Source organism: Veillonella atypica KON (assembly GCF_002959915.1).
Lineage (GTDB): Bacteria > Bacillota > Negativicutes > Veillonellales > Veillonellaceae > Veillonella > Veillonella atypica.
Genome location: NZ_PPDE01000001.1, coordinates 62,225 through 86,058 on the forward strand (window position 1 = coordinate 62,225; position 23,834 = coordinate 86,058).

Consider the following 23,834-nt stretch of genomic DNA (forward strand, 5'->3'; position numbering starts at 1 on the left):
ATGATAAGAATAATAAATCTTCGCGTAGCCGTTACCGTAAAGGCTACGATTGAGGAAATAGTAGAAAAGAAATACCCTCAACTAAAGGGATATATACAGAAAATTCATGTGGTAAGACGTGCTGTTGATGCTCGTAAGAAACCTAATATTGTATTTGTGTACACCCTTTTTGTAGAGGCTCAACATGAAGAAAAAATCATCAAGAAACTAGGCAAGCAAAAGGATGTTACCTTATTTACACCTGAGGATCCAGAACCGATTGTAATTGGTGATAGACCTTTAGCACATAGGCCTGTTGTGATGGGCTTTGGTCCCGCAGGTATGATGGCGGCCTTTTACTTAGCCCGTGAAGGCTATCGCCCTATCGTGTTAGAACGGGGACAAGATGTAGATACTCGTGCAAAGGATGTGGAAACATTTTGGAAAACGGGATCCTTTAAACCGGAATCAAATGTTCAATTCGGTGAAGGTGGGGCCGGTACATTTTCTGATGGTAAATTGACTACGCGCGTCACACATCCGCGGTTGCATGAAATTTCAAAATACTTTGTAGAATTCGGGGCACCGGAAGAAATCCTATACAAGCATAAACCTCACGTAGGAACAGATAAATTACGTCATATGGTAAAAGCCATGCGTGAGCGCATTATCGAATGGGGCGGCGAAGTCCGCTTTGGAGCTAAGGTAACCGATGTATTTGTTAATCAGGACCATGTGGTCGGTATCGAGGTGAATGGTGCGGAACGTATTGATACGACTCTAGTTTTATCTGGTGTAGGTCATAGCGCGCGAGATACGTATGAAATGTTATTTAAACGCGGTATCGATATGATAGCTAAACCATTTGCTATCGGTGTTCGCATTGAACATCCTCAAGATGTCATAGATCAATCTCAGTACGGTGTGGATCCAAAGAGCCTAGGACTAGGCGCTGCTGAGTATTCCTTGGTATATCATGATAAGGAATCGGGACGCACTGCCTATAGCTTCTGTATGTGTCCTGGTGGACAGGTAGTAGCATCTGCATCCGAACCGGGTGGTGTTGTAACTAATGGTATGAGCTTGTATGCTCGTGATAGTGGCGTTGCTAATAGTGCTATCGTTGTAAATGTAGGCCCTGATGATTTTGGTACCCATCCTTTAGATGGCGTGGCATTTCAACGAGAATGGGAACGCAAGGCTTATAAATTGGGTGGTTCAAACTTTAATGCACCGGCTCAAACGGTAGGTTCTTTCTTAGGCCAGGCTGATGCGCCGTCTGTTGAAAGCAGTATACATAGTTATGAACCTCATATCGTAGATTGCGATTTGCACCAGTGTTTACCTGATTATGTATCGTCTGTTTTAGAACGGGCCTTACCGTATTGGGGACGCCGTATCAAAGGCTTTGATAACCCTGAAATCTGTATGACCGGCGTTGAAACGCGCACATCTTCTCCACTTCGTATGGGACGTGATGAAAATCGCGTATCCACTACAGTCGGTGGCTTTTACCCGATGGGGGAAGGTGCAGGCTATGCGGGTGGCATCATGAGTGCCGCCTTGGATGGTGCAGAAACGGCGATTGCGTGCATGAGCATGTATGCAAAACCTAATGAATGATACTTTTACAAATAGATTTATACATTTACGTGCTATGGTGAAAGCTCAACCTGGATTTTATAAATTGTACAAACTCGTGTGATATAATACACACAACATAGATTGAAATACATTCGTTTGTAAACGGAGGAGAATATGGCTCGATTATTTGGTACTGATGGTGTACGTGGCGTTGTTAATGAATTTTTAACACCTGAATTGGCATACCATTTGGGGCGTGCAGCGGCAACACATTTTGGTAAAGAAAAAGAACATCCTACATTTTTAATTGGTAGAGATACGCGTATCTCTGGTTCCATGTTGGAATGCGCGTTGGCATCTGGCATCTGTTCTGTAGGCGGTAATGTAGTTATGGCGGGAGTCATTCCTACACCTGCTGTAGCATACCTTGTAAAGCAACAAGGTTTTGATGCGGGCGCTGTTATTTCTGCATCTCATAACCCATTCCCAGATAATGGTATTAAATTCTTTGATGGTAGTGGTTTTAAATTACCAGATGAAGTAGAAGATCAATTAGAAGTATATGTACGTCAAAGTGCAGATAACGAATTACCTCGTCCTACAGGTGCTGGCATTGGTCGTGTAGAGTATAATGCAAATCTTGCACATCACTATGCTCACTTTGTTCGTCATACAATCGATACATCCCTTGAAGGTTTAACGATTGTCTATGATGGCGCGAATGGTGCCGCTTCTAGCGTAGGTCCTGAAATTTTGTCTGGTCTTGGTGCAAAGGTGATCAATATCAATGTCAATCCAGATGGTTTGAACATCAATCATCATTGCGGTTCTACCCATATCGAAGGCTTGCAAGTAGCTGTTCAACAACACCATGCTGATTTAGGCATTGCCAATGATGGTGATGCAGATCGTTGCTTGTTAGTAGACGAAAAAGGTCAAGTCCTCGATGGCGACCAAATCATGCTATTATGCGCTCTTAAATTGAAAGAAGAAGGTAAGCTCAAAGGCGATACCGTAGTTGGTACCGTTATGAGTAATATTGGCTTTCACAAAGCAGCTGAAGAACTTGGTATGAAAACCGTTTCTACTGCTGTTGGTGACCGCTATGTATTGGAATATATGCGTGAACACGACCTTTCCATTGGCGGTGAACAATCTGGTCACGTTATTTTCCTCGATCATAACACAACTGGTGATGGCATGTTGACTGCTGTTCAAGTGGCGGCTCTTGTAAAAGAAAAAGGCCAACCACTTTCTGAATTGGCTGGCATCATGACAAAATACCCACAAGTTCTTATAAACGTACGCGTTGCTACAAAGACTGGTTGGGAAGAAAACGATATTATTAAGGCTGCTATCGTAACAGCTGAAGGTGAACTTGGTGACGAAGGTCGCGTATTGGTACGTGCATCTGGTACAGAACCACTCATCCGCGTAATGGCTGAAGGTCCAGACCAAGAAGCACTACAAGCCTTATGCCAAGAAATTGCTGATATCATCGGTAGAGAACAAGGACTTGCGGAATAAAAGTAGGGTGTGAGGCGGCAGAGGAGCGTTTGTGAGCTTGCAAATGCTGAGTCACTGAATAGCTATATAATTTTGATAAAAAAGCACTACTTTGAATTGTAATTATTCAGAGTAGTGCTTTTGTCATTATTTATCAGCAACAACGAGTTTATATCCATTCAAGTGAATGTTTTCACCTGTTGTATCTTCGTTCGTTAAGGATTTTATATAGCTATCGCCTGTAAGTGTCCAAGTGGAATCTTTGCTGAGTTTCAATGTAATTTCTTTTGCCGTATTGTCAGTGTTTATAGCGCCAACTAAACTAGATCCATTTGTCATGTCTAGCGCAATGGTGCTAATTGCATCGGCTACAATATTGCCGTTTAAGGCTTGGTTGGAGGCGCGAAGTGTAAGGTGACCGCCATTTTCACCGGTTTTGCCCCAACGGGAGTCGGCCGCTGCTTTCACTAGTGTTGTAGTATTGGGAGTAGAGATAGCATTGCCAGTAAGGTCTACCTCTGCAGTGGTGTTGTTCACATAGATGAAAGCGCCTGTAGCATGGGTGGTGAGTGAGTTGTTTTCTGCTTTGAGACGGGCAATACCACTTTCAGCATCACCAGAAAAGCTTTGGTATAACATAAAACCATTGTCTTTGTAGCCTGTTACATTAGAGTTGGTAAGTGTGATGGAATTTTTGCCTTCTACGACACCAATTTCACTGTTTTTAGCTTCGCCCGTAATATAGTCAGCTGTGATATTACCAGTAGAGTAGATAATAGGGCTACCTTCACCAGATGTTGTTAATTTGGCAGCCTCTGCTGTAATGGTACCTTCGCCACGGTCTGTAGCTAATGTAGCAGAGTGAGCACCTTCGGTTGTAATAGTAAGATTTCTGCCGTTTACAGTGCCTTTATAAGTGGCATCTAAACCGCGGGAGGAATCGCTCTTTGTGTGAATATTAGTATTCTCTACGTTGATGACAGAACCTTCACCAGTGGCAAATACTGCATTCGAGCCATTGGAATTGGATGTAATATTGCTGCCTTTGATGTTGATTTGACTACCGTCGATACCGAGTATTACTGCGTTTTGACCACGGAAATTACTATTGTCATCGTTTGTCGTATTGCCTGTTTTATCGAATACGCTGTTTTCGATGGTTATGACTGCTTTATCTTTGCCGATGAACGCATTTTGATCTGATGTTGTATTAGATATCAATTCATGCGCAATGGCTTTATTTTCGGTTGCTACCGTAGTACCTGTGAAAGTATTAGGATTAGCTTCAGCTTTTGGAACTGGCCCATTAGGTGCACTCATAGGTGGATTTCCAGCTGGTGGTGCACTTGGTATGTCTTCTGCAAAGGTTGGAAGGAATGCCAATGTAGAAAGGGCGGCACCTAATACGGCAGGAAGGACCCAACGGCGTAATTTTCTATATGAGTGTTTATGGTTTAGAGATGTTGTCTTTTTATGTGTTTTATTATTTTGTGTATTCATTGTAATCTCTCCTGGTAGACAATAAATATATATCATATAAATTTTGATAAATATGATTGTATAAAATTTTTATAATAAGTAGTATAATGATGGTGTATGAATGATCTATGAAATCGTTTGGCTTTATGTACCCCTATGAAAATAAGCGTTATATCTCGTGTTTAATGCTTTCATAAGGCCTAGATTCTTTACATTCATTACATCGATTTAGTATAATATAATTTAGTATGATTACAATTGTACTAGTTCTGCCACATATGAGTGAAAGGAGTTCCAAATTCGTAAAGGCGAATAGCGCAAGTACCCGCGAAGGCAGTCGTTAGGGTAGACGAGGTGAAGAGTGATCGAATAATCAGCGGATGCTCTTCCGGCACATTCATGTCGTAACAGATACTAAAAAGCCCATTGGTAACAATGGAGACAAAGTGTATCTGAATGAATTGTATTAAAGTAATAATTAATACATAATTGAAACATTAATCTAGAACATTAATTAGTTAGCCTTAGTTGTTGGCTGGGGCTAGAAATACCCCCAGTTATAGGAGGATATACTTATGTGCGGTATCGTAGGATACATTGGCTTTAATCAAGCATCTGATTTCTTATTGGACGGTATGGCGAAATTAGAATACCGTGGTTATGACTCTGCAGGTATTGCTGTTATCGGCCCTGAAAATGTAATTAAAATTCAAAAAAAGGTTGGCCGTCTAGCTAATCTTGAGGCGATTGTAAAAGCAGATCCTAATGAAGGGACTGTAGGTATTGGTCATACTCGTTGGGCTACTCATGGTCGTCCATCCGATATGAACGCCCATCCTCACTCCTCTGAAGATGGTAAATTTGCTGTTGTTCACAACGGTATCATTGAAAACTACATGCCTTTAAAAGAAGAGCTCATCGAAAAAGGGTACCATTTCAAATCTGAAACTGATACAGAAGTAGTGGCTCATTTATTAGAGGATATGTACGATGGCGATTTCGTAAGTACTGTTCGTCGCATGCTTGATCGTGTTGACGGTGCGTATGCTCTTGAAATTATCTGTGCTGATGAGCCGGACAAAATCATTTGTACTAAAAAAGAAAACCCATTGGTTATCGGCCTTGGCAAAGGGGAAAACTTCGTTGCTTCCGATATTCCAGCAATCATTAACTACACACGTGATACATACATCTTAAACGATGGTGAATTGGCTATCGTAACACGTGATAATGTATCCGTATTTGATCGTGCAGGCAATACTATTGATAAAGAAGTATTCCATGTAAGCTGGAATGCAGAGGCTGCTGAAAAAGGTGGTTATGAACATTTCATGTTGAAAGAAATTCATGACCAACCAAAAGCTGTGCGCGATACATTCGGTACACATATCTCCGAAGATGGTAAAACAGTAATCTTTGATGAGTTAAATTGGACTGCTGACGATGTAGCAGCTTTCAATAAAATCCTCATCGTTGCATGTGGTACAGCATACCATGCAGGTCTTGTAACAAAACAATATATTGAAAACTTGGCGCGCATTCCTGTAAATGTGGAAATTGCATCTGAGTATCGTTATAGCAATCCGTTGACTGATGATAAAACATTATGTATCGTTATCAGTCAATCCGGTGAAACGTCTGATACATTGGCTGCTTTGAAAGAGGCTAAACGTCATGGCGCTAAATCCTTGGCAATTACAAACGTAGTAGGTTCCAGTATTTCCCGTGAAGCAGATAACACTGTGTACACATGGGCAGGTCCTGAAATCTCTGTGGCGTCTACAAAAGCGTATACTACTCAATTAGTAGCAGGCTTGTTGTTCGCTGTATACCTTGGCCAATTAAATGGTAAAATGGATCCGGCTTTAGGCGGAGAAATCCTTTGCGGTGTTAAAAGCTTGCCTACATTGATTCATGAAATCTTTGAAGTAGACGAAGATATGAAAGCCTTTGCAAAACATTATGGCTTCAAATCTGATGCATTCTTCTTAGGCCGTGCTATCGATTATGCAGTAGCGATGGAAGGTGCTTTGAAATTGAAAGAAATTTCTTACATCCATGCTGAAGCATATGCTGGTGGCGAGTTGAAACATGGTACATTGGCTCTTATTGAAGAAGGCGTACCTGTTATCGCATTGGCTACACAAGAAGATGTGTACGATAAGATGATCAGCAACATCCGCGAAGTAAAAGCGCGTGAAGCGGTTGTAATTGGTATCGGTATGAAGGGTGACGAAGAATTGTCTAAACACGTAGACCATACGATTTATGTGCCTCGTGCGAATAAATTCATCGCTCCAATCCTCGCTGTTGTACCATTGCAATTATTGGCGTATTACGCAGCGATTACACGCGGCGCAGATGTAGATAAACCACGTAACTTAGCTAAATCTGTAACCGTAGAATAATATATATAACCAACAGTGCCTCGGCACTGTTGGTTTATTTCAATATAGGGAGACTATTATGGCAGTTATATTTTCCGGCATCCAACCAAGTGGTGAATTGACACTTGGTAACTATTTGGGGGCTTTACGTAATTTCTTAGACTATCAAGATACTGATGAATGTTACTATTGTATCGTTAACCAACATGCGATTACAGTACCACAAGATCCAACAGAGTTATTTCAAAATACTCGTAATTTGGCAGCCTTGTATCTTGCTGTTGGCCTAGATCCTAAAAAGGTAACTTTATTTGTTCAATCCGAAGTACCTGAACATGTAAAACTTGGTTGGGTTATGCAATCTATCAGCTATGTAGGCGAATTAGAACGTATGACACAATATAAGGATAAATCTCAAAAGCAAGGTGACTCTATTCCTACAGCGTTGCTTACGTATCCACCATTGATGGCGGCAGATATTTTGTTATATGGTACTAACTATGTTCCAGTAGGTGAGGACCAAAAACAACATCTTGAGTTGACTCGTAATTTGGCAGAGCGTTTTAACCGTAGATTTGGAGAAACTTTCGTAGTACCTGATATCAAGGTAGGCGAAGGTGGTGCTCGCGTTATGAGCTTACAAGAGCCAACTAAGAAAATGAGTAAATCTGATGATAACCAAAATGCTACAATTCGTCTTTTGGATGCACCAGACTTGATCGTGAAAAAATTGAAACGCGCTCAAACTGACTCTGACAACGCGGTGCGTTACGATAAAGAAAACAAACCTGGCATTTCTAACTTGATGGGCATTTACCGTGCTATCACAAAAGACAGCTATGAAGCTATCGAAGAAATGTATGCTGGTAAAGGGTATGGCGCATTTAAATCGGATATTGCTGATTTGCTTGTAGCAACACTTGAACCAATTCAACAACGATACAATGAACTCATAACAAGCCCTGAACTAGATGTCATTTTAGATGAAGGTGCTGCAAAAGCACATGCAAAAGCATCTATGATGTATCGCAAGGTTGAACAAGCGATGGGGCTTTGCCGTAAATAAGTATTTACATACACTTTTGAGGTCAATTATGACAAAACAAGAGGTAAGCGAACGATTTTCGGGTGGCCATGTAAAGCACATGGTCACCACACATAAGGCCGTACAGTGGCTAGGACGGATTCTAGGCATTGTAATTTGTGTTGCCCTCATTAAATGGGCCCCACATGATATAGGTAATCGCATGCTTTGTTATGCATTGGTCGTTTGCTTGTTATGGTGGGTACACGGGCTCGATGTAGTGCTTGTATATATTTGTGAAAAAGGCTTTGTTATCAAACAGAGACCGACAAATTTACGTGACTATTTTCGTAGTGCCATTAATTTAGATGATTACTATGTGTATGTTCCTTTTGAAAGCGTAGTTGGGTTTACGCCTGATTGGAAAGAACTACAAGCCGTTAATACTCATGGTGGCATTTATGTAGTACCTTTAGATCTGCAACTTGCACCATATAAGGATAAAATGCGCCTTCAAGCCGCCATAAAACATTATAGAGATACACATGATATATAATTTTGTAAATTTATTGATTTAACTATTTACAACTTTAATATGCTAAAGTATAATAGGTTCATAAGTTAAAACATGACCTATAACATATTGTGTGGAGGATATTATGAACTGGAAAAAGATTATGGCTGTAGGTTTGGCTGCAGTTTCTATGATGGCTTTTGTAAGCGGTTGTGGTAGTGATACAAAGAAGGCTGATACTCAATTACCTAAGAAAATTGTTATTGGTCTAGATGATAGCTTTCCACCAATGGGCTTTAAAGATGATAAAGGTGAAATCGTAGGGTTAGATATCGACTTGGCTAAAGAGGCTGCTAAGCGTGCTGGTATGGACGTTGAGTTTAAAGCGATTGACTGGTCCAGCAAAGAAGCGGAGTTAAAATCTAAGAAAATCGACGTATTGTGGAATGGTTTAACTGTTTCTCCTGAACGTGAGAAAAATATCTTGTTCTCCGATACATATATGAAAGATAAACAATACATCGTTGTTCGTAACGATGATAATGCTATCAAGGGTAAATCTGATCTTGCTGGCAAGGTTGTAGGTGTGCAACAAGCTAGTACTGGTGAATCTGCATTACAAAACGATCCTAGTGGCAAAACCGTTAAAGAAATTAAATCCTATGCTGATTTCGTAAGTGCATTCATGGATCTTGGCATTGGTCGTGTCGATGCAGTTATCGCTGATGGTGTTATTGCTCGTTACCTCATGACAAAAGAACCTGGCAAATACAAAATTGTAGAAGGCACTGATTACGGCGTAGATAACTTTGCTGTAGGGTTCCGCAAAGATGATACCGCATTACGCGATAAAATCAATAGTATCTTAGCCGAAATGAAAAAAGATGGTACTGCTGATAAAATTGTTGAAAAATGGTTGGGCTCTAGCGCAGATCTAGATAAGAGCGATGCTAAATAGTACGATTCGTGATATACTAATAGTACTGTGGTCAGTATGTACAACTGATAATTAAAGAACGAAATGTACACTAGAGAAGAGGCCATGTGCCTCTTCTCTATTCGTGTTTTGAAGGAGTATTTCATGTTAGATTATTTATTGCAGATTATCCCGACCATTGCGGATGGGCTTAAGGTCACCATTGCACTGTTCTGTGTCGTATGGGTACTATCTATACCTGGTGGTATCATATTAGCTTTACTGCGACTATCTAAGCTTCCTGTAGTCGATAAAATTGTTGAAGCCTTTGTATATCTAATGCGTGGTACGCCGTTGATGTTACAAATTTTATTCATGTACTTTGCATTGCCAATCATGACGGATGGGGCTATCCAAATGGATGATGCAACGGCTGCTGTGGTTACATTTGTACTCAACTATGCAGCGTACCTTTGTGAAATCTTCCGCGGCGGTATCCAATCGATTCCACGTGGTCAATATGAAGGGGCAAAGGTTCTTGGTTTTACCTATGGTCAAACGATGCGTACCATAATTTTGCCACAAATGTTTAAACGCGTGTTGCCACCACTTGCCAACGAAACGATTAACTTATTAAAAGATACATCCCTCGTATACGTATTAGCTATGAATGATATTTTGCGTATTACAAAATCTATTGTACAACGTGATTTTGATATTTCTGCGTTCCTTGTGGCCGCTATATTCTATCTAATCTTTACATTTATTTTGACAAATATCTTTAATTATTTAGAAAAACGTTTCTCTGTATATGATGAGTAAGAGGTAATTATGACTTTTGTAAATATGGAACGCATAGAGAAACACTTTAATAATAATGTGGTATTGAAAGATGTTTCCTTGCAAATGAATAAGGGCGAAATTGTATCTATTATCGGCCCATCTGGCTCCGGTAAGTCTACATTTTTGCGCTGCTTAGGTCAGTTGGAAACGATTGACGGTGGTACTATTACCGTTGATGGTGTAACGTTGGCATCTACAGATGCTAGCGGCGTCGTTACCTACGCTGATAAACATACCATGCATGATTTATTACTTCGCATGGGTATGGTATTCCAATCCTTCAATTTGTTCCCCCATATGACTGTTCTTGAAAATATTATGGTGGCACCGCGTATGGTAAAAGGTATGAAAGATACCGATATTATGCCAATCGCAGAACGCTTACTTAATAAAGTAGGTCTTTGGGATAAACGAGATATGTATCCCTCTAGATTGTCTGGCGGTCAACAACAGCGTGTGGCAATTGCTCGTGCATTAGCCATGAACCCAGAAATTATGCTCTTTGATGAACCAACGTCTGCCCTTGATCCAGAATTGACTGGAGAAGTATTAAAAACGATTAAACAACTAGCCGATGATCGGATGACTATGATTATTGTTACCCATGAAATGAACTTTGCTCGAGAAGTTTCAGATCGTATCATCTTTATGGCAGATGGTATCATTCAAGAAGAAGGGGAACCGGAACAATTGTTTACCAATCCGCAATCTCCTAGAACTAAAGCTTTTTTAGAAAATATGTTATAATCCTTACCACCTATGTAATCATAGGTGGTACCTTCACATATATGAAAGGAACTTTATGAAATTACCTATCGCATTAGTATTAGCTGGATTGTCCATCGTATCTAGCGTTGCTTACGGAGCCTCTCCTGAACATGCTACGCCAAAGTCTATCGTAGCCTCGCAAGCAGATGCTCTTTCCGTATTGCCAGAGCAATATAAATCGTATGCTACTAAGATGAATACGGTTGTAAAGGATACGAAACACGGTTATACTTTCACCATTCCTTGGCGTGTAAATGATGGTGTTATGATTGATATGGATGTACGGAGTGAAAGTGAACATATACAGGGGTATTCCTTTAATTTGTCTGGACCAAATCAAGACGACGCCTATACCGTGTCTTTTACAAAGAGAAATAATACACCGCAAGGCAATGTGTCACAAAAGGTGTGGAATACAACATGGTATGATGTTCCAATTAAGGGTATGACGGATGAAGAATACCTTCGTATTTGGCGTCAACATAGTAATGTATTTGATACTAACGATATAGTGGGCGGATTCTTCCCTAAAAAGGGTGCACAAGCAGCACGCTGGAGCCGCACGACACCGAAGTCCTATGCAGAGATGACATCTACGGAAAAGGTTCATTCTATTTTTGAAGCTGAATTTATTATGGAAAAAGATCCAACGCATCGCTATAATCTTGTAAGTACGTATCCACCTATTCAGGCTAAATTTATGGAACAAGGTCTTATGGAAACGACAGTTCCTTCATTTTCTTTGTTAGATACTAAGAAGACTGGCTCTACATTAAATAATGTTAAGAAACTATTGTCAGGTTCCAGTGATATCAATGTAGCAGAAGGTTTGAAATTCGTTAGTCCTAAAGGATTTTCACGCATTAATGACCCTAAAAAGATTACTTTCACAAAGGATAAGATTCGTCTCGACATAGAAAGTTTTTCTGTTCCTGTACAAGCGGTGAGCAGTGCTATGCCTACGATGATGGGCAAGCAGATGCTAGGTGACCAATACGTGAAATCTTTGGTGGATGTAAATAAGGCCACCATTGAACGATATGAAACACATATTATTGATGGTGCCGTTATGTTTTATGTAGCTGGGACAATGAAGAATCCTGAAGTCGCAGATACGAATACGGCGGAAACTGTTACATTCGGAGCTACGATTATTCTTGGAAATAATGGCAATGTCGGTGTAGCTCGCATGATAGCACCAATTGGTACTGTATTGACTACACCTGAACTAATCGATATTTTAGATGGATTTAAGTTAACGAATTCTTTAAATATCAATAATTCGTCTCAAGTTCTTTAATCTGCAAAAAAATGTGCTATAATGTATATAAATCCTAATCAAAAAAAGAGGATTTTTCCTAATTCGTCTAGAATATTATAAATAGACTAAACGATTTTTAATCATATCCCTTCATGGGGATTAGAAATAGGAGGGGTTAATATGGTTACCTACAAAACTATTGTCGTACCTACTGATGGTTCTGAAAATGCTAAACGTGCACTAGAACATGCACTTGCAGTAGCAGATCGTAACAAAGCAGAATTGATTGTTGTTCATGTAGCAAATATTGTATCTGCTATTTCCAACTTTGATCAAACACCAATTTCTGGTGGCTATGTGTCTGAACAAATTGCAGAAGACATGGAAGAAACAGGTAAAGAAATTTTGAACGATGTAGTGAAAGAAATTCCTACAGGTGTTAAAGTTAAATCTGTATTTGAAGTTGGTTCCCCTGGCCCAGCATTGTTAGCTGTTGCTAAAAAATACAATGCTGATCTTATCGTAATGGGTAGCCGTGGTCTTGGACCTTTGAAAGGTTTATTCATGGGTAGTGTAAGTAGCTATGTAACTAGTCATTCCTCTTGCCCAGTATTGGTCGTTAAATAATATCATACAATTTAAAGGCTTTGTCATTGTGTACAAAGCCTTTTTTTGTATATAATAGATATCATAGAGATAGTATTTAAATTTAGATAGATTATTAGTGTTAGTTTAAAAGAAAGGATCCCTATGATCGACGGGAACGAATCATTGTTAAAGTTAGCAGAATTGTTTAAGATTCTTGGCGATCCAACGCGCCTAAAGATTGTTGAGATACTGCTAGAAAATGAGATGTGTGTTAATCATATTGCAGAGACAATGGGCATGGGACAATCTGCTATTTCACATCAGTTGCGAGTATTGCGACAAGCTCGTCTTGTAACATATCGCAAGGAAGGGAAAACTGCATATTATTCTTTAAATGATGATCATGTAGAAGGCCTTGTACGAATGGGTATGGATCACGTATCACATCAATAGAGTACTGTACCTGGTCTATCACATTGCATTATATGAATTAGATACAAGAAAGGGAGCCTCTCGGGGCTCCCTTTTGATGTATATATTTTTAGTATAATGGAAATATATAATAAGCGAATGTGATAAAGAGTGGCATGGTCACTGCCGATAATATGGTGGTACCCATTACGATTTGCGTAGCGTATTCTGGGTTGTTTTTCATTTCGATAGCGATGAGGGCCATGTTGATAGCCGTTGGTACGCTATAGGTAATGACGATTGTTTGTGCCGCAATTGGATGCATAGGACCATAGAAGATAATAAATAGTATGGTCATAACAGCGGCTAATAGGGGACTTATGATAAGTCGTAATGCACTGGCTAACATGACGTCAGCTTTAAAGAAATTCAATGGGGTCCGGTTAATTTGTACCCCTAAGGCTATCATGGCTACACCAACGAAGGCGTTAGCAAAGATGTTGAGGGGAGCAAAGAAGAAGAGCCCGTGAAGATCAAATGGCAATAATTGGCATAGTAAGGCTAGTGGAATGGCGTATACCATGGGCATGTGGAATACGACATTTAGTGCATCTTTCGTACTCAATCGACCTGCACCTGCTTGATAGAATCCATAAGTATTGCTCGTAATAGTTTGAATAATCATGATAGATACTACACTCACGAGTCCTAAGTTGGCATAGGGCGTGGCCCCATCGATGACATATGGTACATTAGCAAATACAAAGATGGCAAGGGCAACCCCCATATTACCTACATTATTGAACATGACACAGTTTTTTAATGTTGCGATTTTAGCTACATCGTAACCCCGTATGCGCCCAATAATTTCAGAAATAATAGAGTTTAGTATGAGTACACACAGTGCACAGAAAACAATTTCCAATGTACTTGAAGTGAATTTAGCCTCATACATCGCCCTAAATACGAAGGTGGGCAATAATATATAGAAATTAAGTTTGCTCAGTGTATATAAGTCAAGTTTAAATTTTTTATCTAATACAAATCCAACGCCTATAAGCATAAATATAGGAATCATGGAATTCATGAAGATATGGCCTATTAATATTAATAAATTCATGGTCTCACCTAGAGTTCTATAATATGTATAATTGTGATTACAATCATGGCATACTTCGGTTATAATCAATATACTATGTTATATATATCATACATTTCATATATAGCTTATACCTGATTTCTTTATAATAGTATCATACCATAGGATGTAGTGTTTAGGTTTATATTTTTAAGCATTTATATGTATTAATTCCGTAGGGAGCAGGAGGTTGTATGAGAAAAATTCTATTAGTTTTAATGAGTATTTGTATGCTTGTCTTTGTAGTCGGCTGTGGTAATGATGCAAGTAAAACTACGGATAGCGCAAAGCCAAGTACGTCTGAAAAGATTACAATTCAAGCGGCTGCTAGCCTTAAGGGGGCTCTTACTGAATTAGCAGATGCGTATAAGAAAGAGCATAACTTAGCAGATGATCAAATCACAATTAACTTTGCTGGCTCTGGCACATTGCGTCAACAGATTGAACAAGGTGCACCTGCAAGCTTATTCATTTCTGCAGACGAAAAAAATATGAAGATGTTACAAGATAAAGATTTAGTAACAAATGTAAAACCATTTGTAACAAATGAACTCGTTCTTGTAGTTCCTAAAGGACAACCTAAAATTGAGTTAGATCAAATCGCATCTGTAAAACGTATTGTTTTAGGTAATCCAGATACCGTACCCGCTGGTAACTATGGTAAGCAAGTACTAACAAAATTAGGTGTATGGGACCAAGTAGAACCTAATGTGGTATATGCTAAAGACGTTAAAGCTGTAACGGCTTCCATTAGCCAAGCAGCTGGTGATGCGGGCTTTATCTATAAGACGGATGCTATTGCAGCCGGTGATGCAGTTGAAATTGCTGCAGTAACACCTGCAGATTCTCATGATCCTGTTATATACCCTATCGGTATTATTAAGAAATATGATAATGCTTTGGCTCAAGATTTCTATACATACGTAATGAGCCCAGAGGGCCAAAAAGTATTGGAAAAATATGGGTTCTCTACGACTAAATAAGAATTTAACGCTAGCTTTTAGGGCTAGCGTTTTCTTATGATACAATAGAGTTATAATTTATTATTCGGCAGAGATTCGGAAAAGAAAGGAGGCCCGATATGAGTCCATTTTGGTTGTCATTGTGGGTGGCGAGTTTAGCTCTAGTTATTGTTATATTGACTGGCTTAGCTGCTTGTTACTGGATGAATCGATGTAAGTGGAGTGGTATCGCTATTCTAGATGCCCTAATAACATTGCCGCTCGTATTGCCTCCAGTAGTAGTTGGCTTTGCTTTGCTTATGGTATTTACACCGGGCTATGCATTCGGCGCTTGGTTAGAATCACATGGTTTAGGCGTCGTATTTACTGCAGCAGGTGCCGTTGTGGCCTCTTCTGTTATTGCCTTTCCTTTGTTTTATCAAACGGTGCGGTCCGCATTGCAGTCTGTAGACCATAATATGGAAGACGTAGCACGTACATTAGGTGCTTCAGAGCTGCGCATATTTTTTACAATCTCTGTACCATTGGCATGGAAGGGGATTTTAACGGGGAGCATATTGGCATTTTGTCGTGCTATGGGTGAGTTCGGTGCTACCATATTAATCGCAGGTAATATTCCTAAAATTACTCGTACCATGCCACTTGCTATCTATTCCTATGTAGAGGCAGGACAGTACATGGATGCCTTTGAACTCGTTATTTACATTTGTGTGCTTACATTAGCGCTATTGAGTGGGATTCACATCCTTACAAAAGGATCCTTGTTCCGCAATTTAGGGCGTAATTAGGAGGGACTATGATTACATTTTCTTTTACCATAGCAAGACCTTCTATGATTGTGAAAGCCGATGGTACTTTAGCTTCAGGAATTACGGTGTTAACCGGTTCATCTGGAAGTGGTAAAAGTACGTTTATTAAATGTATTGCAGGGTTAGTGAAACCTACAACTGGTATCATTCGATGCGATGAACGAACATGGGTTGACCGAGATCAAAATATATGGGTGCCAGCTCAAGAGCGTCAGGTAGGATATATGCCACAAGGCAATATCGTATTTCCTCATTTATCCGTGGAACACAATATTACATATAGTAAACGAGGCACACCTGATATGTGTGATTCTCTATTAAAACGTTTAGGATTAGAAAAATACCGTAACACTAAGGCTGGGCGCTTATCTGGTGGTGAACAACAACGTGTGGCTTTAGGTCGTGCACTCTATTCAAAACCAACTATATTGCTTCTTGATGAACCTTTATCTGCATTAGATTGGAACCTTCGGAAACAAGTGCGTGAGGATCTTGTTTCCATCATTCGTGAATGGGACGTACCTTGTGTATGGGTGACCCATGATGAAAGTGAAGCTGATGCAGTTGGTGATAGACACTGGATCTGTGAAGACGGACAAATTATTATACCTGAGTAGTAAAACACCTTCATAAGCATGATTGCTTACGAAGGTGTTTTTGTTTTAGTGTTGTTTTATTTCGACAGATGAGTTTTCTGTATGACTTATGAAGCCAACGATAGCTGTAACGACAAATGCCATTGTAAAGGCTGGTAATGTAGCACCTATTGTGCTTTCACTATGTAACATATAGTGGTATAAACCAACGGATACGGCCCAAATAAGACCTCGTACGAGATAAGCGGATAATGTTTGTACTTGTTGGCGATTGATAAAGTAGTCCGCCAATAAGATGGCAATCATCGGTGCAAATACAGAGCCGATGAGGTATAGAAAGTCTGTAATATCATCCATTGGATATAGAATGGCAGCGATGGTGCCGATAATAGTTACGATGACGGCGATGCCTTTACTAGATGCACTGTTATAGATGGTAGTACTAGATACGCCTGCAGAGTAAGCGTCCATAAAGGTTGTAGTTACGGTAGAGAAAATAATAACGATGAGGCCCGCAAGACCGAGGCCTGCATTCATCATGATCGTAATGATGGAGTCGCCGCCGCCAAAGATAGCGGCACTAAGACCTAAGGTGTACATAACGATACTTGTTACAGTGTAGACTGTAGCACTTGTAAGTGATGCGGAGAAAGGTTTTTTACTTTCACGGGTGTAATCACTGATGAGAGGTAGCCAAGATAGTGGCATGGCGATAGATAATTCAAGAGCAGCGATGAAACTCATGTTTCCACTAGTTAGAATGATACCTTCATTAGGCCATTGTGATATCATGTGAGCGCCCATGTAGAGTGTGAGACCTAACAATAGAACTGATACGATAGCTTGAATATAGCCCGTATTGTGGAGGCCGATGAAAAGCCACAAGATGACAAGCGCGCCAATAGCTATCGTCCAAATTATAGGAGATAGAGGTGCTAGTTCTTGTAAGGCTAGCATAGCATCGTAGATCATGATGCTAGTCCAGCCGATAAGTTGAAGCATATTTAAAAAGGCAAAGCCTTTAGCCCCTAGTGGGCCAAAGCTGAAGGCGGTAGTATTCATACTGCCTTGCCGCAAACGTCCACCGATAAGGCCAGCCCCAAAGAGCAGTATGCCGCCGATGATATGTCCTAAGATGATGGCATATAGACCTTGGGTGAGTCCTAAGGGGGCCAGATAGGTTCCTGTCATAATTTCCGCTATAGATAGAGCGGCACCAAACCATATCATGGCGAACTGTGGTTGTGTAATGTATGTGTCTTTCATACGTCCTCCTTGCCAGGAAGTCATAGAAAAAGCCGAGTTCATAGGAACTCGGCTATTAATCCTCTATGTTCCCTACGTTGGCATTATCCAAATCAGGTTATGGGTTAAAGCATTAGCTTACTCTCAGCCCACTCATGTGAGCACCCCGTTATGGCTTCATTATAGGCTGTTAAGAGAACCCCGTCAATTATTTTCTTGCATAGATTGTATAATGATGTTATAACTAGAGTATAAAAATATATTGCCACTAGGGGTGCTTATGCTGAGATTGACCATTCAAAACCCTAGACCTGATCCAGATAATACTGGCGTAGGAAAGTGGAGTGCAACATAATACTAAACTATTACGAGACCATTCCATTGGGAGTGGTCTCGTTTTTATATGTTTGGAGGTATTATGAAAAAATTAATTATTGCTAGCATATGTGTGGCCTTAGGCGTAGTGTTATCTACTACATCAATTCCCGTTGGTCCAGCTCGTATTTTTCCGTTTCAACATATGATTAATGTAATTTTAGCCGTTGTAGTAGGAGCGAGATTCTCCGTAGGTGCTGCCTTTAGTACATCTTGTTTGCGTAATGTATTGGCACTAGGTTCTCCTTTAGCCTTTCCTGGCAGCATGATTGGCGCTTGGTTATCTGCGTATTTATATAAAAAATACAACGCCATCTGGGTGGCAACTTTAGGCGAGATTATCGGTACAGGCCTTATTGGTGCTTTTGTAAGCTATCCAATAGCCAATTTCTTGTTAGGTAAACCATTGGCTCTCTTGACCTTGATTACCTCTTTCTCTATGAGCTCTGTTACAGGTGCTTGTATTGGTTTTATCGTATTACAAATTTTATCTCGTCGTCATCTATTACATAAGGAGGCATAATGAAACTACATACTGCACTTACAATTGCTGGCACTGACCCGAGTGGTGGCGCTGGCATTATGGCTGATTTAAAATCTTTTCAAAGCCGTAACGTATACGGCATGGCCGTGGTTACGTCCGTGGTAGCTCAAAATACAACGGGCGTACATCATGTAGAACATCTATCGCTAGAGAGTATTGAACAACAATTACACGATGTATATTCTGACATTGAACCACAAGCCGTTAAGACGGGCATGATTGCATTGCCAGAGATGATGGACCTCATCTATCCTTATGTGAGTAAACCAATTCCTTATGTAATGGACCCCGTTATGATTGCCACTAGCGGTGATCGACTCGTATCAGATGAGGCTGTACATCTCTTAAAATCTAAACTCATTCCTACCGCTACAGTTATCACACCTAATCGCAGTGAGGCTGAGGCCTTAGCGGACATGTCTATTGATTGTGAAAGTGACATAACAACGGCTGCCAATCGAATTTTACATGACTTAGGGCCCCAAGTGGTCATCATTAAAGGTGGCCATATTGGCGAAGATGCAACAGATTATGCTTTCACAAGAGATGGTAGCGTTCGTACGTGGACGAGTCCTAAATACGATACGGTGCATACTCATGGTACGGGCTGTACCTTCTCAGCGGTTATTACAGCGGAGCTTGCTAAAGGCCGTGATGTAATGGATGCCATCGGTATTGCCAAGGACTATATTGCTCTTGCTATTAAGTACAATCCAGCGTTAGGCAATGGGTGTGGCCCAGTTAACCACATGGCCTATGGTTTATTGGCGAATGGAACTGAAACGATGGATGAGCTCTTGAAAAAAGATGAGAGGAGATGATGCTATGAACCCATATATACATAATCAAATTAGGCCTGAATTCAATATATTATACACATTGAGGAAGAAAAATCCTCTTGTGATTTGTATTACCAATGATGTGGTACGAACCTTTACTGCTAATGGACTACTAGCTATTGGGGCATCGCCTATCATGAGCGAATGTAGTGAAGATTTAAAGGATCTTATTGTGTATGCATCAGCACTGCTCATCAATATTGGGACACTTACACCTGAGAAGGTTGGTTACTATAAAGAGGCTATTAAACTAGCGAAGGAATATGATGTACCAATTATTCTTGATCCTGTGGGCTGTCATGCAGGAGCTTACCGATTGTCGGTGGTCTTAGATTTGATTAAGACTGGTTCTATTTCGTTATTACGAGGCAATCAAAGCGAAGTTAAGGCTGTTTATGATGCACTGAGTTCTGATAATAAGGATGAAATCTCTCCGTTAGGTAAGGGCGTTGATGGAGCGCAGGTAGCGGATAGTGCCATTATCGCATATCGTTTAGCGCGTCTTATTAACTGTCCTGTAGTAGCAACGGGCGAAGAGGATTATGTATCTGATGGAACTCGAGTCTTTGCAGTGCCTCATGGTCATTCGATTATGACTGCTGTAACGGGAACAGGCTGTCTCTTGGGGGCCGTATTAGCAGCCTTTTTTGGAATTTATGATTCCTTTAAGGATAGCCTGTCTACAGGTGAATTTCTTGCCTATGCATTGGCGTATTATGGTTTAGCTGGTGAAAGTGCTGTTAAGGTAAGTGGAATAAAACCAGGTAGCTTTAGCATAGCCTTTATGGATGCTTTGTATACGCTAGATGATGAGGTGCTTGTATCTGAAAATCGTGTGCGGCCCGTAGTTGTACCAGATCAATTACAGGTGTATTTTGTGTGTGGTACACAAGATACAGAACTTAACAAAAAACGGTTGCTCGAAATCGTAGAAGATGCTTGTCGTGGTGGTATAACCTGCTTTCAGTTTAGAGAAAAGGGCGATGGTACATTAGAAGGTCAACAGAAGTTAGAACTAGCACAACAGTTACAACATATCTGTGCCAAGTATCATGTGCTCTATATTATCAATGATGATGTAGAGCTAGCGGTCGCTGTTAATGCGGATGGTATTCACGTAGGGCAAGACGATATGTGCTTAGAAGATGTGCGTAATATCGTAGGTCATAAGGTAGTGGGGATATCCATCCATTCCATAGAGGAACTCCATAAGACAGATGTACTGTATGCTGATTGTGTAGGAGTAGGTCCTATGTATACAACTAGTAGCAAGCCTGATGCACAAGAACCATGCGGTCCGGAACGTACAGCTGAACTACAGGCAGAAGGATTAACCTTACCATGCGTTGGAATTGGAGGTATTACCTTAGACAATACAATGGCAGTACTCCATGCTGGTGCTTGTGGTGTAGCCGTTATATCTGCCATTGCCCATGCAGAAAAGCCTCATGAAGCGGTTCGACAATTTAAAGAATTAGCATCTAGCCTTTAATAGTAAATAGTATGATTTACGACTCTTAATACATATATAACTAATAGAACACAAAAAAGACGATGACCGAAGTCATCGTCTTTTTTATTGAGGTTGTCTGTACATACAGTTAGGAAGAACTGCACTTGCAGTATCAAATATCTGTATTTAAAATATTGTTTTATCTAAACTTATAGATTAGATGGATTCAACGTGGCGTTGGAAGAAAGCTTGTGGGTGAGCACATACTGGGCAAACTTTAGGAGCTTCTTCACCAACGTGAATGTAACCGCAGTTAGCGCAAATCCATGCAACTGGTTGATCGTTGTGGAACACTTTGTTACCAGAAACACGAGCTGCTAATGCAAGGTAACGAGCTTCATGGCGAGCTTCGATTTTACCAACTTCGCGCATTTTGAAAGCGATAGCAGTGAAGCCTTCTTTTTCTGCTTCGTCAGCGAAATCTTTGTACATTGTAGTGTGTTCATAGTTTTCACCAGCTGCTGCATCGCGAAGGTTAGCTTCGATGTCAGCGGAGATGTCGCCACCATGAAGAGCTTTGAACCAAACTTTAGCATGTGCAGATTCGTTGTGAGCTGTTTCTTCGAAATAATCAGCGATTTCGTTCATGCCAGCTTTACGAGCTGCTGCTGCATAATATGTATATTTTTGGAATGCTTGGGATTCACCAGCAAATGCTGTTTGAAGATTTTTTTCAGTGTTAGAACCTTTTAATTCTGCCATTTTAATACTCCTTTGTACTTACATCAAATTTCAAAATTTTTACCTTAGTTATATATTCATAACCACTTGGTTGTGAATGCAATGGTGGGTAACTCACTTGAGTTTAAGTTAAATAAAAACTTATTTATATACTGATTAGATAGACACTTGTCTATATTTGAAAAAAGCACTTGCTTATCTTTTAAATGAGTACTTACCTATATTTGTAAAGAGGCACTTGCCTATAATTTACACCACAATGTTTTTGATTCGTATACTTAACGAATAATCATTGTTGACTATATTGTAACATACTAAATGAGAAATGCAAGTGTTTTTGTAAAAATTTATTTCGAAAATTTTCTAAATGATAAATGTTATCAATGTAGTAAATAAGCGGTTTTTGAAAGCCTGTTAAGTAATGGATTTATTAAAAATAGAATTACTGATAATGAGAATGAGAATTATATGGAAAATCATTATTGTTTATAGAGCTGTTTGTTTTTGGTAACAATTCTGATTAAGCCGATAGATCTTATTAGTCAAAGTGTACTTTTACCTATATTGGAGAACATATTTTAAGTATAATAAGATATATATAATAGAAATAGTATAAGGAGGCGCTATGGCGTTTATTAGATATTATGTGGGCGATATAGTACAAATGAAAAAATCGCATCCCTGTGGCAGTGATGAGTGGGAGGTCAAGCGCATAGGTACAGATTTTCTTATCGTTTGTAAAGGTTGTGGTCATCAGTTGTTGATGCCTCGCCCTAAATTTGAAAAGGCCGCGAAGAAAATAGTATCGCGCTTGCCTGAAAATGAATGAGGTAGGACTATGGTGCGACTCACTGATTATGTTACGAGTGGAGGCTGTGCGTGTAAGATTGGTCCTCATATATTAGAACGTGTTTTAAAGGCCGTTACACCTGTTATAAATGAACATGTTCTAGCTGATATGACTGGTGCTGATGATGCAGGGGTATATCAAATTTCTGATCAACTTGCCCTTGTACAAACATTGGATTTTTTCACGCCTGTTGTCAATGACCCTACGTTATTCGGTAAAATTGCAGCGGCTAATGCATTGAGCGATGTATATGCGATGGGGGGGATACCCCTAACGGCGATGAACATCGTTGGATTTCCTGTTCCCTTAGTAGAACAAGGCGTATTGACGGATGTACTCAATGGGGCTGCGTCCATTGTTTCTGAATCTGGTGCAGCCATTGTAGGTGGTCACAGCATCGAAAATAAGGAACCTATTTTTGGCATGTCGATCACAGGTCAAGTTAATCCTAATGAGATTTGGAAGAATAAAGGCGCTCGAGTAGGGGATGTATTGGTGTTAACAAAACGCATCGGCACAGGTATTATGAATAATGCGTTGAAAGCTGATTTATTTCCTACTGGTACTGCGCAGGCGGTTGCTAGCATGAGTACGTTGAATCGTGTGGCTGCTGAGGTGGCCCATAATTTTACAATTCATGCGTGTACTGATGTGACGGGCTTTAGCCTTATGGGGCATTCTGTAGAAATGGCGAGTGCCTCTAATGTAACAATTCATATCAAGATTTATGATATTCCGCTCTTTGATGACGTCATTGACGCGGCTCGAATGGGCCTTGTACCAGCGGCGTCCTATGGCAATCGTAAGGCTATTACAGATGTACAAGTAGATAAAATATTAGATTCTGTGTGGACGGATATTTTATTTGATCCACAAACATCAGGCGGTCTTTTATTCTCTGTGCCTGCTACAGAAGGACCGGATTTTGTGAAAGCTTTACATGATGTGGGCGTTGAAGGTGCCACTATAGTTGGTGCTGTTGAAAGCTTTAGTGGCTTAGCGGTACGCGTCACTAAATAAGA

Annotated in this window: 23 protein-coding genes and 2 riboswitches; of the genes, 19 read left to right on the top strand and 4 right to left on the bottom strand. The window is 40.1% G+C overall.

Going from position 1 to position 23,834, the window contains the following annotated elements:
* The gene (locus tag VAHSUH02_RS00320; protein WP_005382113.1) at positions 1-1,602 is read left to right on the top strand and encodes an NAD(P)/FAD-dependent oxidoreductase; all 1,602 of its coding nucleotides are present in this window, start codon (positions 1-3) and stop codon (positions 1,600-1,602) included.
* A gap of 135 nt (positions 1,603-1,737) precedes the next feature.
* Complete coding sequence (gene glmM, locus VAHSUH02_RS00325) at positions 1,738-3,090, top strand: phosphoglucosamine mutase (protein WP_005379550.1); 1,353 nt, start codon at positions 1,738-1,740, stop codon at positions 3,088-3,090.
* 126 nt (positions 3,091-3,216) lie between these two features.
* Here glmM and VAHSUH02_RS00330 read toward each other — a convergent pair whose 3' ends face one another.
* A complete protein-coding gene (locus VAHSUH02_RS00330) occupies positions 3,217-4,569 on the bottom strand; it encodes a hypothetical protein (RefSeq protein ID WP_038148418.1) in 1,353 nt (450 codons plus the stop codon).
* 554 nt (positions 4,570-5,123) lie between these two features.
* On the opposite strand from VAHSUH02_RS00330, the gene glmS reads away from it, so the two are divergent.
* The 9 genes from glmS to VAHSUH02_RS00375 all read left to right on the top strand — a co-directional run bounded on the left by glmS (position 5,124) and on the right by VAHSUH02_RS00375 (position 13,302).
* Positions 5,124-6,956 (top strand): glutamine--fructose-6-phosphate transaminase (isomerizing), encoded by a 1,833-nt coding sequence (gene glmS, locus VAHSUH02_RS00335; RefSeq protein ID WP_005382115.1) that lies wholly within the window; start codon positions 5,124-5,126, stop codon positions 6,954-6,956.
* 58 nt (positions 6,957-7,014) lie between these two features.
* The gene (trpS, locus tag VAHSUH02_RS00340; RefSeq protein WP_005379509.1) at positions 7,015-8,001 is read left to right on the top strand and encodes a tryptophan--tRNA ligase; all 987 of its coding nucleotides are present in this window, start codon (positions 7,015-7,017) and stop codon (positions 7,999-8,001) included.
* A 28-nt stretch (positions 8,002-8,029) separates the two neighbouring features.
* Positions 8,030-8,515 (top strand): hypothetical protein, encoded by a 486-nt coding sequence (locus tag VAHSUH02_RS00345; RefSeq protein WP_005379491.1) that lies wholly within the window; start codon positions 8,030-8,032, stop codon positions 8,513-8,515.
* 103 nt (positions 8,516-8,618) lie between these two features.
* Positions 8,619-9,431 carry an amino acid ABC transporter substrate-binding protein gene (locus tag VAHSUH02_RS00350; RefSeq protein WP_005379507.1) on the top strand — a complete coding sequence of 271 codons (813 nt, stop codon included), beginning with the start codon at positions 8,619-8,621 and terminating at the stop codon, positions 9,429-9,431.
* 123 nt (positions 9,432-9,554) lie between these two features.
* Entirely contained in the window at positions 9,555-10,211 is a 657-nt protein-coding gene (locus tag VAHSUH02_RS00355) for an amino acid ABC transporter permease (RefSeq protein ID WP_005379533.1), read from the top strand.
* Between the two features lie 9 nt (positions 10,212-10,220).
* Positions 10,221-10,979, top strand: coding sequence for an amino acid ABC transporter ATP-binding protein (locus VAHSUH02_RS00360; RefSeq protein WP_005379467.1), 759 nt, complete (start codon positions 10,221-10,223; stop codon positions 10,977-10,979).
* A gap of 55 nt (positions 10,980-11,034) precedes the next feature.
* Entirely contained in the window at positions 11,035-12,300 is a 1,266-nt protein-coding gene (locus tag VAHSUH02_RS00365) for a hypothetical protein (protein WP_005382118.1), read from the top strand.
* Between the two features lie 141 nt (positions 12,301-12,441).
* A complete protein-coding gene (locus tag VAHSUH02_RS00370) occupies positions 12,442-12,888 on the top strand; it encodes a universal stress protein (RefSeq protein ID WP_005379465.1) in 447 nt (148 codons plus the stop codon).
* Between the two features lie 123 nt (positions 12,889-13,011).
* A complete protein-coding gene (locus tag VAHSUH02_RS00375) occupies positions 13,012-13,302 on the top strand; it encodes an ArsR/SmtB family transcription factor (protein WP_005379548.1) in 291 nt (96 codons plus the stop codon).
* An 88-nt stretch (positions 13,303-13,390) separates the two neighbouring features.
* On the opposite strand, the gene VAHSUH02_RS00380 is transcribed toward VAHSUH02_RS00375, so the two are convergent.
* Positions 13,391-14,380 (bottom strand): AEC family transporter, encoded by a 990-nt coding sequence (locus VAHSUH02_RS00380; RefSeq protein WP_005382119.1) that lies wholly within the window; start codon positions 14,378-14,380, stop codon positions 13,391-13,393.
* Between the two features lie 212 nt (positions 14,381-14,592).
* On the opposite strand from VAHSUH02_RS00380, the gene modA reads away from it, so the two are divergent.
* From modA to VAHSUH02_RS00395, 3 genes are all read left to right on the top strand, one after another.
* Positions 14,593-15,381 (top strand): molybdate ABC transporter substrate-binding protein, encoded by a 789-nt coding sequence (modA, locus tag VAHSUH02_RS00385; RefSeq protein WP_005382120.1) that lies wholly within the window; start codon positions 14,593-14,595, stop codon positions 15,379-15,381.
* 98 nt (positions 15,382-15,479) lie between these two features.
* Entirely contained in the window at positions 15,480-16,148 is a 669-nt protein-coding gene (gene modB / locus VAHSUH02_RS00390) for a molybdate ABC transporter permease subunit (RefSeq protein WP_005379554.1), read from the top strand.
* Positions 16,149-16,156: 8 nt separating this feature from the next.
* Positions 16,157-16,786, top strand: coding sequence for an ATP-binding cassette domain-containing protein (locus tag VAHSUH02_RS00395; RefSeq protein WP_005382121.1), 630 nt, complete (start codon positions 16,157-16,159; stop codon positions 16,784-16,786).
* Between the two features lie 45 nt (positions 16,787-16,831).
* On the opposite strand, the gene cytX is transcribed toward VAHSUH02_RS00395, so the two are convergent.
* Positions 16,832-18,031, bottom strand: coding sequence for a putative hydroxymethylpyrimidine transporter CytX (gene cytX, locus VAHSUH02_RS00400; RefSeq protein ID WP_038148420.1), 1,200 nt, complete (start codon positions 18,029-18,031; stop codon positions 16,832-16,834).
* A gap of 52 nt (positions 18,032-18,083) precedes the next feature.
* A riboswitch (TPP riboswitch) is annotated at positions 18,084-18,189 on the bottom strand.
* A gap of 81 nt (positions 18,190-18,270) precedes the next feature.
* Positions 18,271-18,365, top strand: a riboswitch (TPP riboswitch).
* Between the two features lie 63 nt (positions 18,366-18,428).
* On the opposite strand from cytX, the gene thiW reads away from it, so the two are divergent.
* From thiW to thiM, 3 genes are read left to right on the top strand one after another with little or no spacing between them, the layout of a single operon-like run.
* Positions 18,429-18,908 (top strand): energy coupling factor transporter S component ThiW, encoded by a 480-nt coding sequence (gene thiW, locus VAHSUH02_RS00405; protein ID WP_038148428.1) that lies wholly within the window; start codon positions 18,429-18,431, stop codon positions 18,906-18,908.
* Positions 18,908-19,750 carry a bifunctional hydroxymethylpyrimidine kinase/phosphomethylpyrimidine kinase gene (thiD, locus tag VAHSUH02_RS00410; RefSeq protein ID WP_005379527.1) on the top strand — a complete coding sequence of 281 codons (843 nt, stop codon included), beginning with the start codon at positions 18,908-18,910 and terminating at the stop codon, positions 19,748-19,750. The genes thiW and thiD overlap by 1 nt, the downstream gene beginning before the upstream one ends.
* Before the next feature lie 4 nt (positions 19,751-19,754).
* Positions 19,755-21,260: a hydroxyethylthiazole kinase gene (gene thiM, locus VAHSUH02_RS00415; protein ID WP_038148429.1), complete on the top strand. Its 1,506-nt coding sequence runs from the start codon at positions 19,755-19,757 to the stop codon at positions 21,258-21,260.
* A 177-nt stretch (positions 21,261-21,437) separates the two neighbouring features.
* Here thiM and rbr read toward each other — a convergent pair whose 3' ends face one another.
* On the bottom strand, positions 21,438-21,983 hold the full coding sequence (gene rbr / locus VAHSUH02_RS00420; protein WP_005379557.1) for a rubrerythrin: 546 nt from the start codon (positions 21,981-21,983) through the stop codon (positions 21,438-21,440).
* A gap of 604 nt (positions 21,984-22,587) precedes the next feature.
* On the opposite strand from rbr, the gene VAHSUH02_RS00425 reads away from it, so the two are divergent.
* On the top strand, positions 22,588-22,791 hold the full coding sequence (locus VAHSUH02_RS00425; protein WP_005379561.1) for a DUF951 domain-containing protein: 204 nt from the start codon (positions 22,588-22,590) through the stop codon (positions 22,789-22,791).
* Between the two features lie 9 nt (positions 22,792-22,800).
* Positions 22,801-23,832: a selenide, water dikinase SelD gene (selD, locus tag VAHSUH02_RS00430; RefSeq protein WP_005382126.1), complete on the top strand. Its 1,032-nt coding sequence runs from the start codon at positions 22,801-22,803 to the stop codon at positions 23,830-23,832.
* Positions 23,833-23,834: the final 2 nt, after the last annotated feature.

Coding starts and splice junctions, on each gene's coding strand:
- VAHSUH02_RS00320 (WP_005382113.1), top strand. CDS start 1: ATGATAAGAATAATAAATCTTCGCGTAGCCGTTACCGTAAAGGCTACG.
- glmM (WP_005379550.1), top strand. CDS start 1,738: ATGGCTCGATTATTTGGTACTGATGGTGTACGTGGCGTTGTTAATGAA.
- VAHSUH02_RS00330 (WP_038148418.1), bottom strand. CDS start 4,569: ATGAATACACAAAATAATAAAACACATAAAAAGACAACATCTCTAAAC.
- glmS (WP_005382115.1), top strand. CDS start 5,124: ATGTGCGGTATCGTAGGATACATTGGCTTTAATCAAGCATCTGATTTC.
- trpS (WP_005379509.1), top strand. CDS start 7,015: ATGGCAGTTATATTTTCCGGCATCCAACCAAGTGGTGAATTGACACTT.
- VAHSUH02_RS00345 (WP_005379491.1), top strand. CDS start 8,030: ATGACAAAACAAGAGGTAAGCGAACGATTTTCGGGTGGCCATGTAAAG.
- VAHSUH02_RS00350 (WP_005379507.1), top strand. CDS start 8,619: ATGAACTGGAAAAAGATTATGGCTGTAGGTTTGGCTGCAGTTTCTATG.
- VAHSUH02_RS00355 (WP_005379533.1), top strand. CDS start 9,555: ATGTTAGATTATTTATTGCAGATTATCCCGACCATTGCGGATGGGCTT.
- VAHSUH02_RS00360 (WP_005379467.1), top strand. CDS start 10,221: ATGACTTTTGTAAATATGGAACGCATAGAGAAACACTTTAATAATAAT.
- VAHSUH02_RS00365 (WP_005382118.1), top strand. CDS start 11,035: ATGAAATTACCTATCGCATTAGTATTAGCTGGATTGTCCATCGTATCT.
- VAHSUH02_RS00370 (WP_005379465.1), top strand. CDS start 12,442: ATGGTTACCTACAAAACTATTGTCGTACCTACTGATGGTTCTGAAAAT.
- VAHSUH02_RS00375 (WP_005379548.1), top strand. CDS start 13,012: ATGATCGACGGGAACGAATCATTGTTAAAGTTAGCAGAATTGTTTAAG.
- VAHSUH02_RS00380 (WP_005382119.1), bottom strand. CDS start 14,380: ATGAATTTATTAATATTAATAGGCCATATCTTCATGAATTCCATGATT.
- modA (WP_005382120.1), top strand. CDS start 14,593: ATGAGAAAAATTCTATTAGTTTTAATGAGTATTTGTATGCTTGTCTTT.
- modB (WP_005379554.1), top strand. CDS start 15,480: ATGAGTCCATTTTGGTTGTCATTGTGGGTGGCGAGTTTAGCTCTAGTT.
- VAHSUH02_RS00395 (WP_005382121.1), top strand. CDS start 16,157: ATGATTACATTTTCTTTTACCATAGCAAGACCTTCTATGATTGTGAAA.
- cytX (WP_038148420.1), bottom strand. CDS start 18,031: ATGAAAGACACATACATTACACAACCACAGTTCGCCATGATATGGTTT.
- thiW (WP_038148428.1), top strand. CDS start 18,429: ATGAAAAAATTAATTATTGCTAGCATATGTGTGGCCTTAGGCGTAGTG.
- thiD (WP_005379527.1), top strand. CDS start 18,908: ATGAAACTACATACTGCACTTACAATTGCTGGCACTGACCCGAGTGGT.
- thiM (WP_038148429.1), top strand. CDS start 19,755: ATGAACCCATATATACATAATCAAATTAGGCCTGAATTCAATATATTA.
- rbr (WP_005379557.1), bottom strand. CDS start 21,983: ATGGCAGAATTAAAAGGTTCTAACACTGAAAAAAATCTTCAAACAGCA.
- VAHSUH02_RS00425 (WP_005379561.1), top strand. CDS start 22,588: ATGGCGTTTATTAGATATTATGTGGGCGATATAGTACAAATGAAAAAA.
- selD (WP_005382126.1), top strand. CDS start 22,801: ATGGTGCGACTCACTGATTATGTTACGAGTGGAGGCTGTGCGTGTAAG.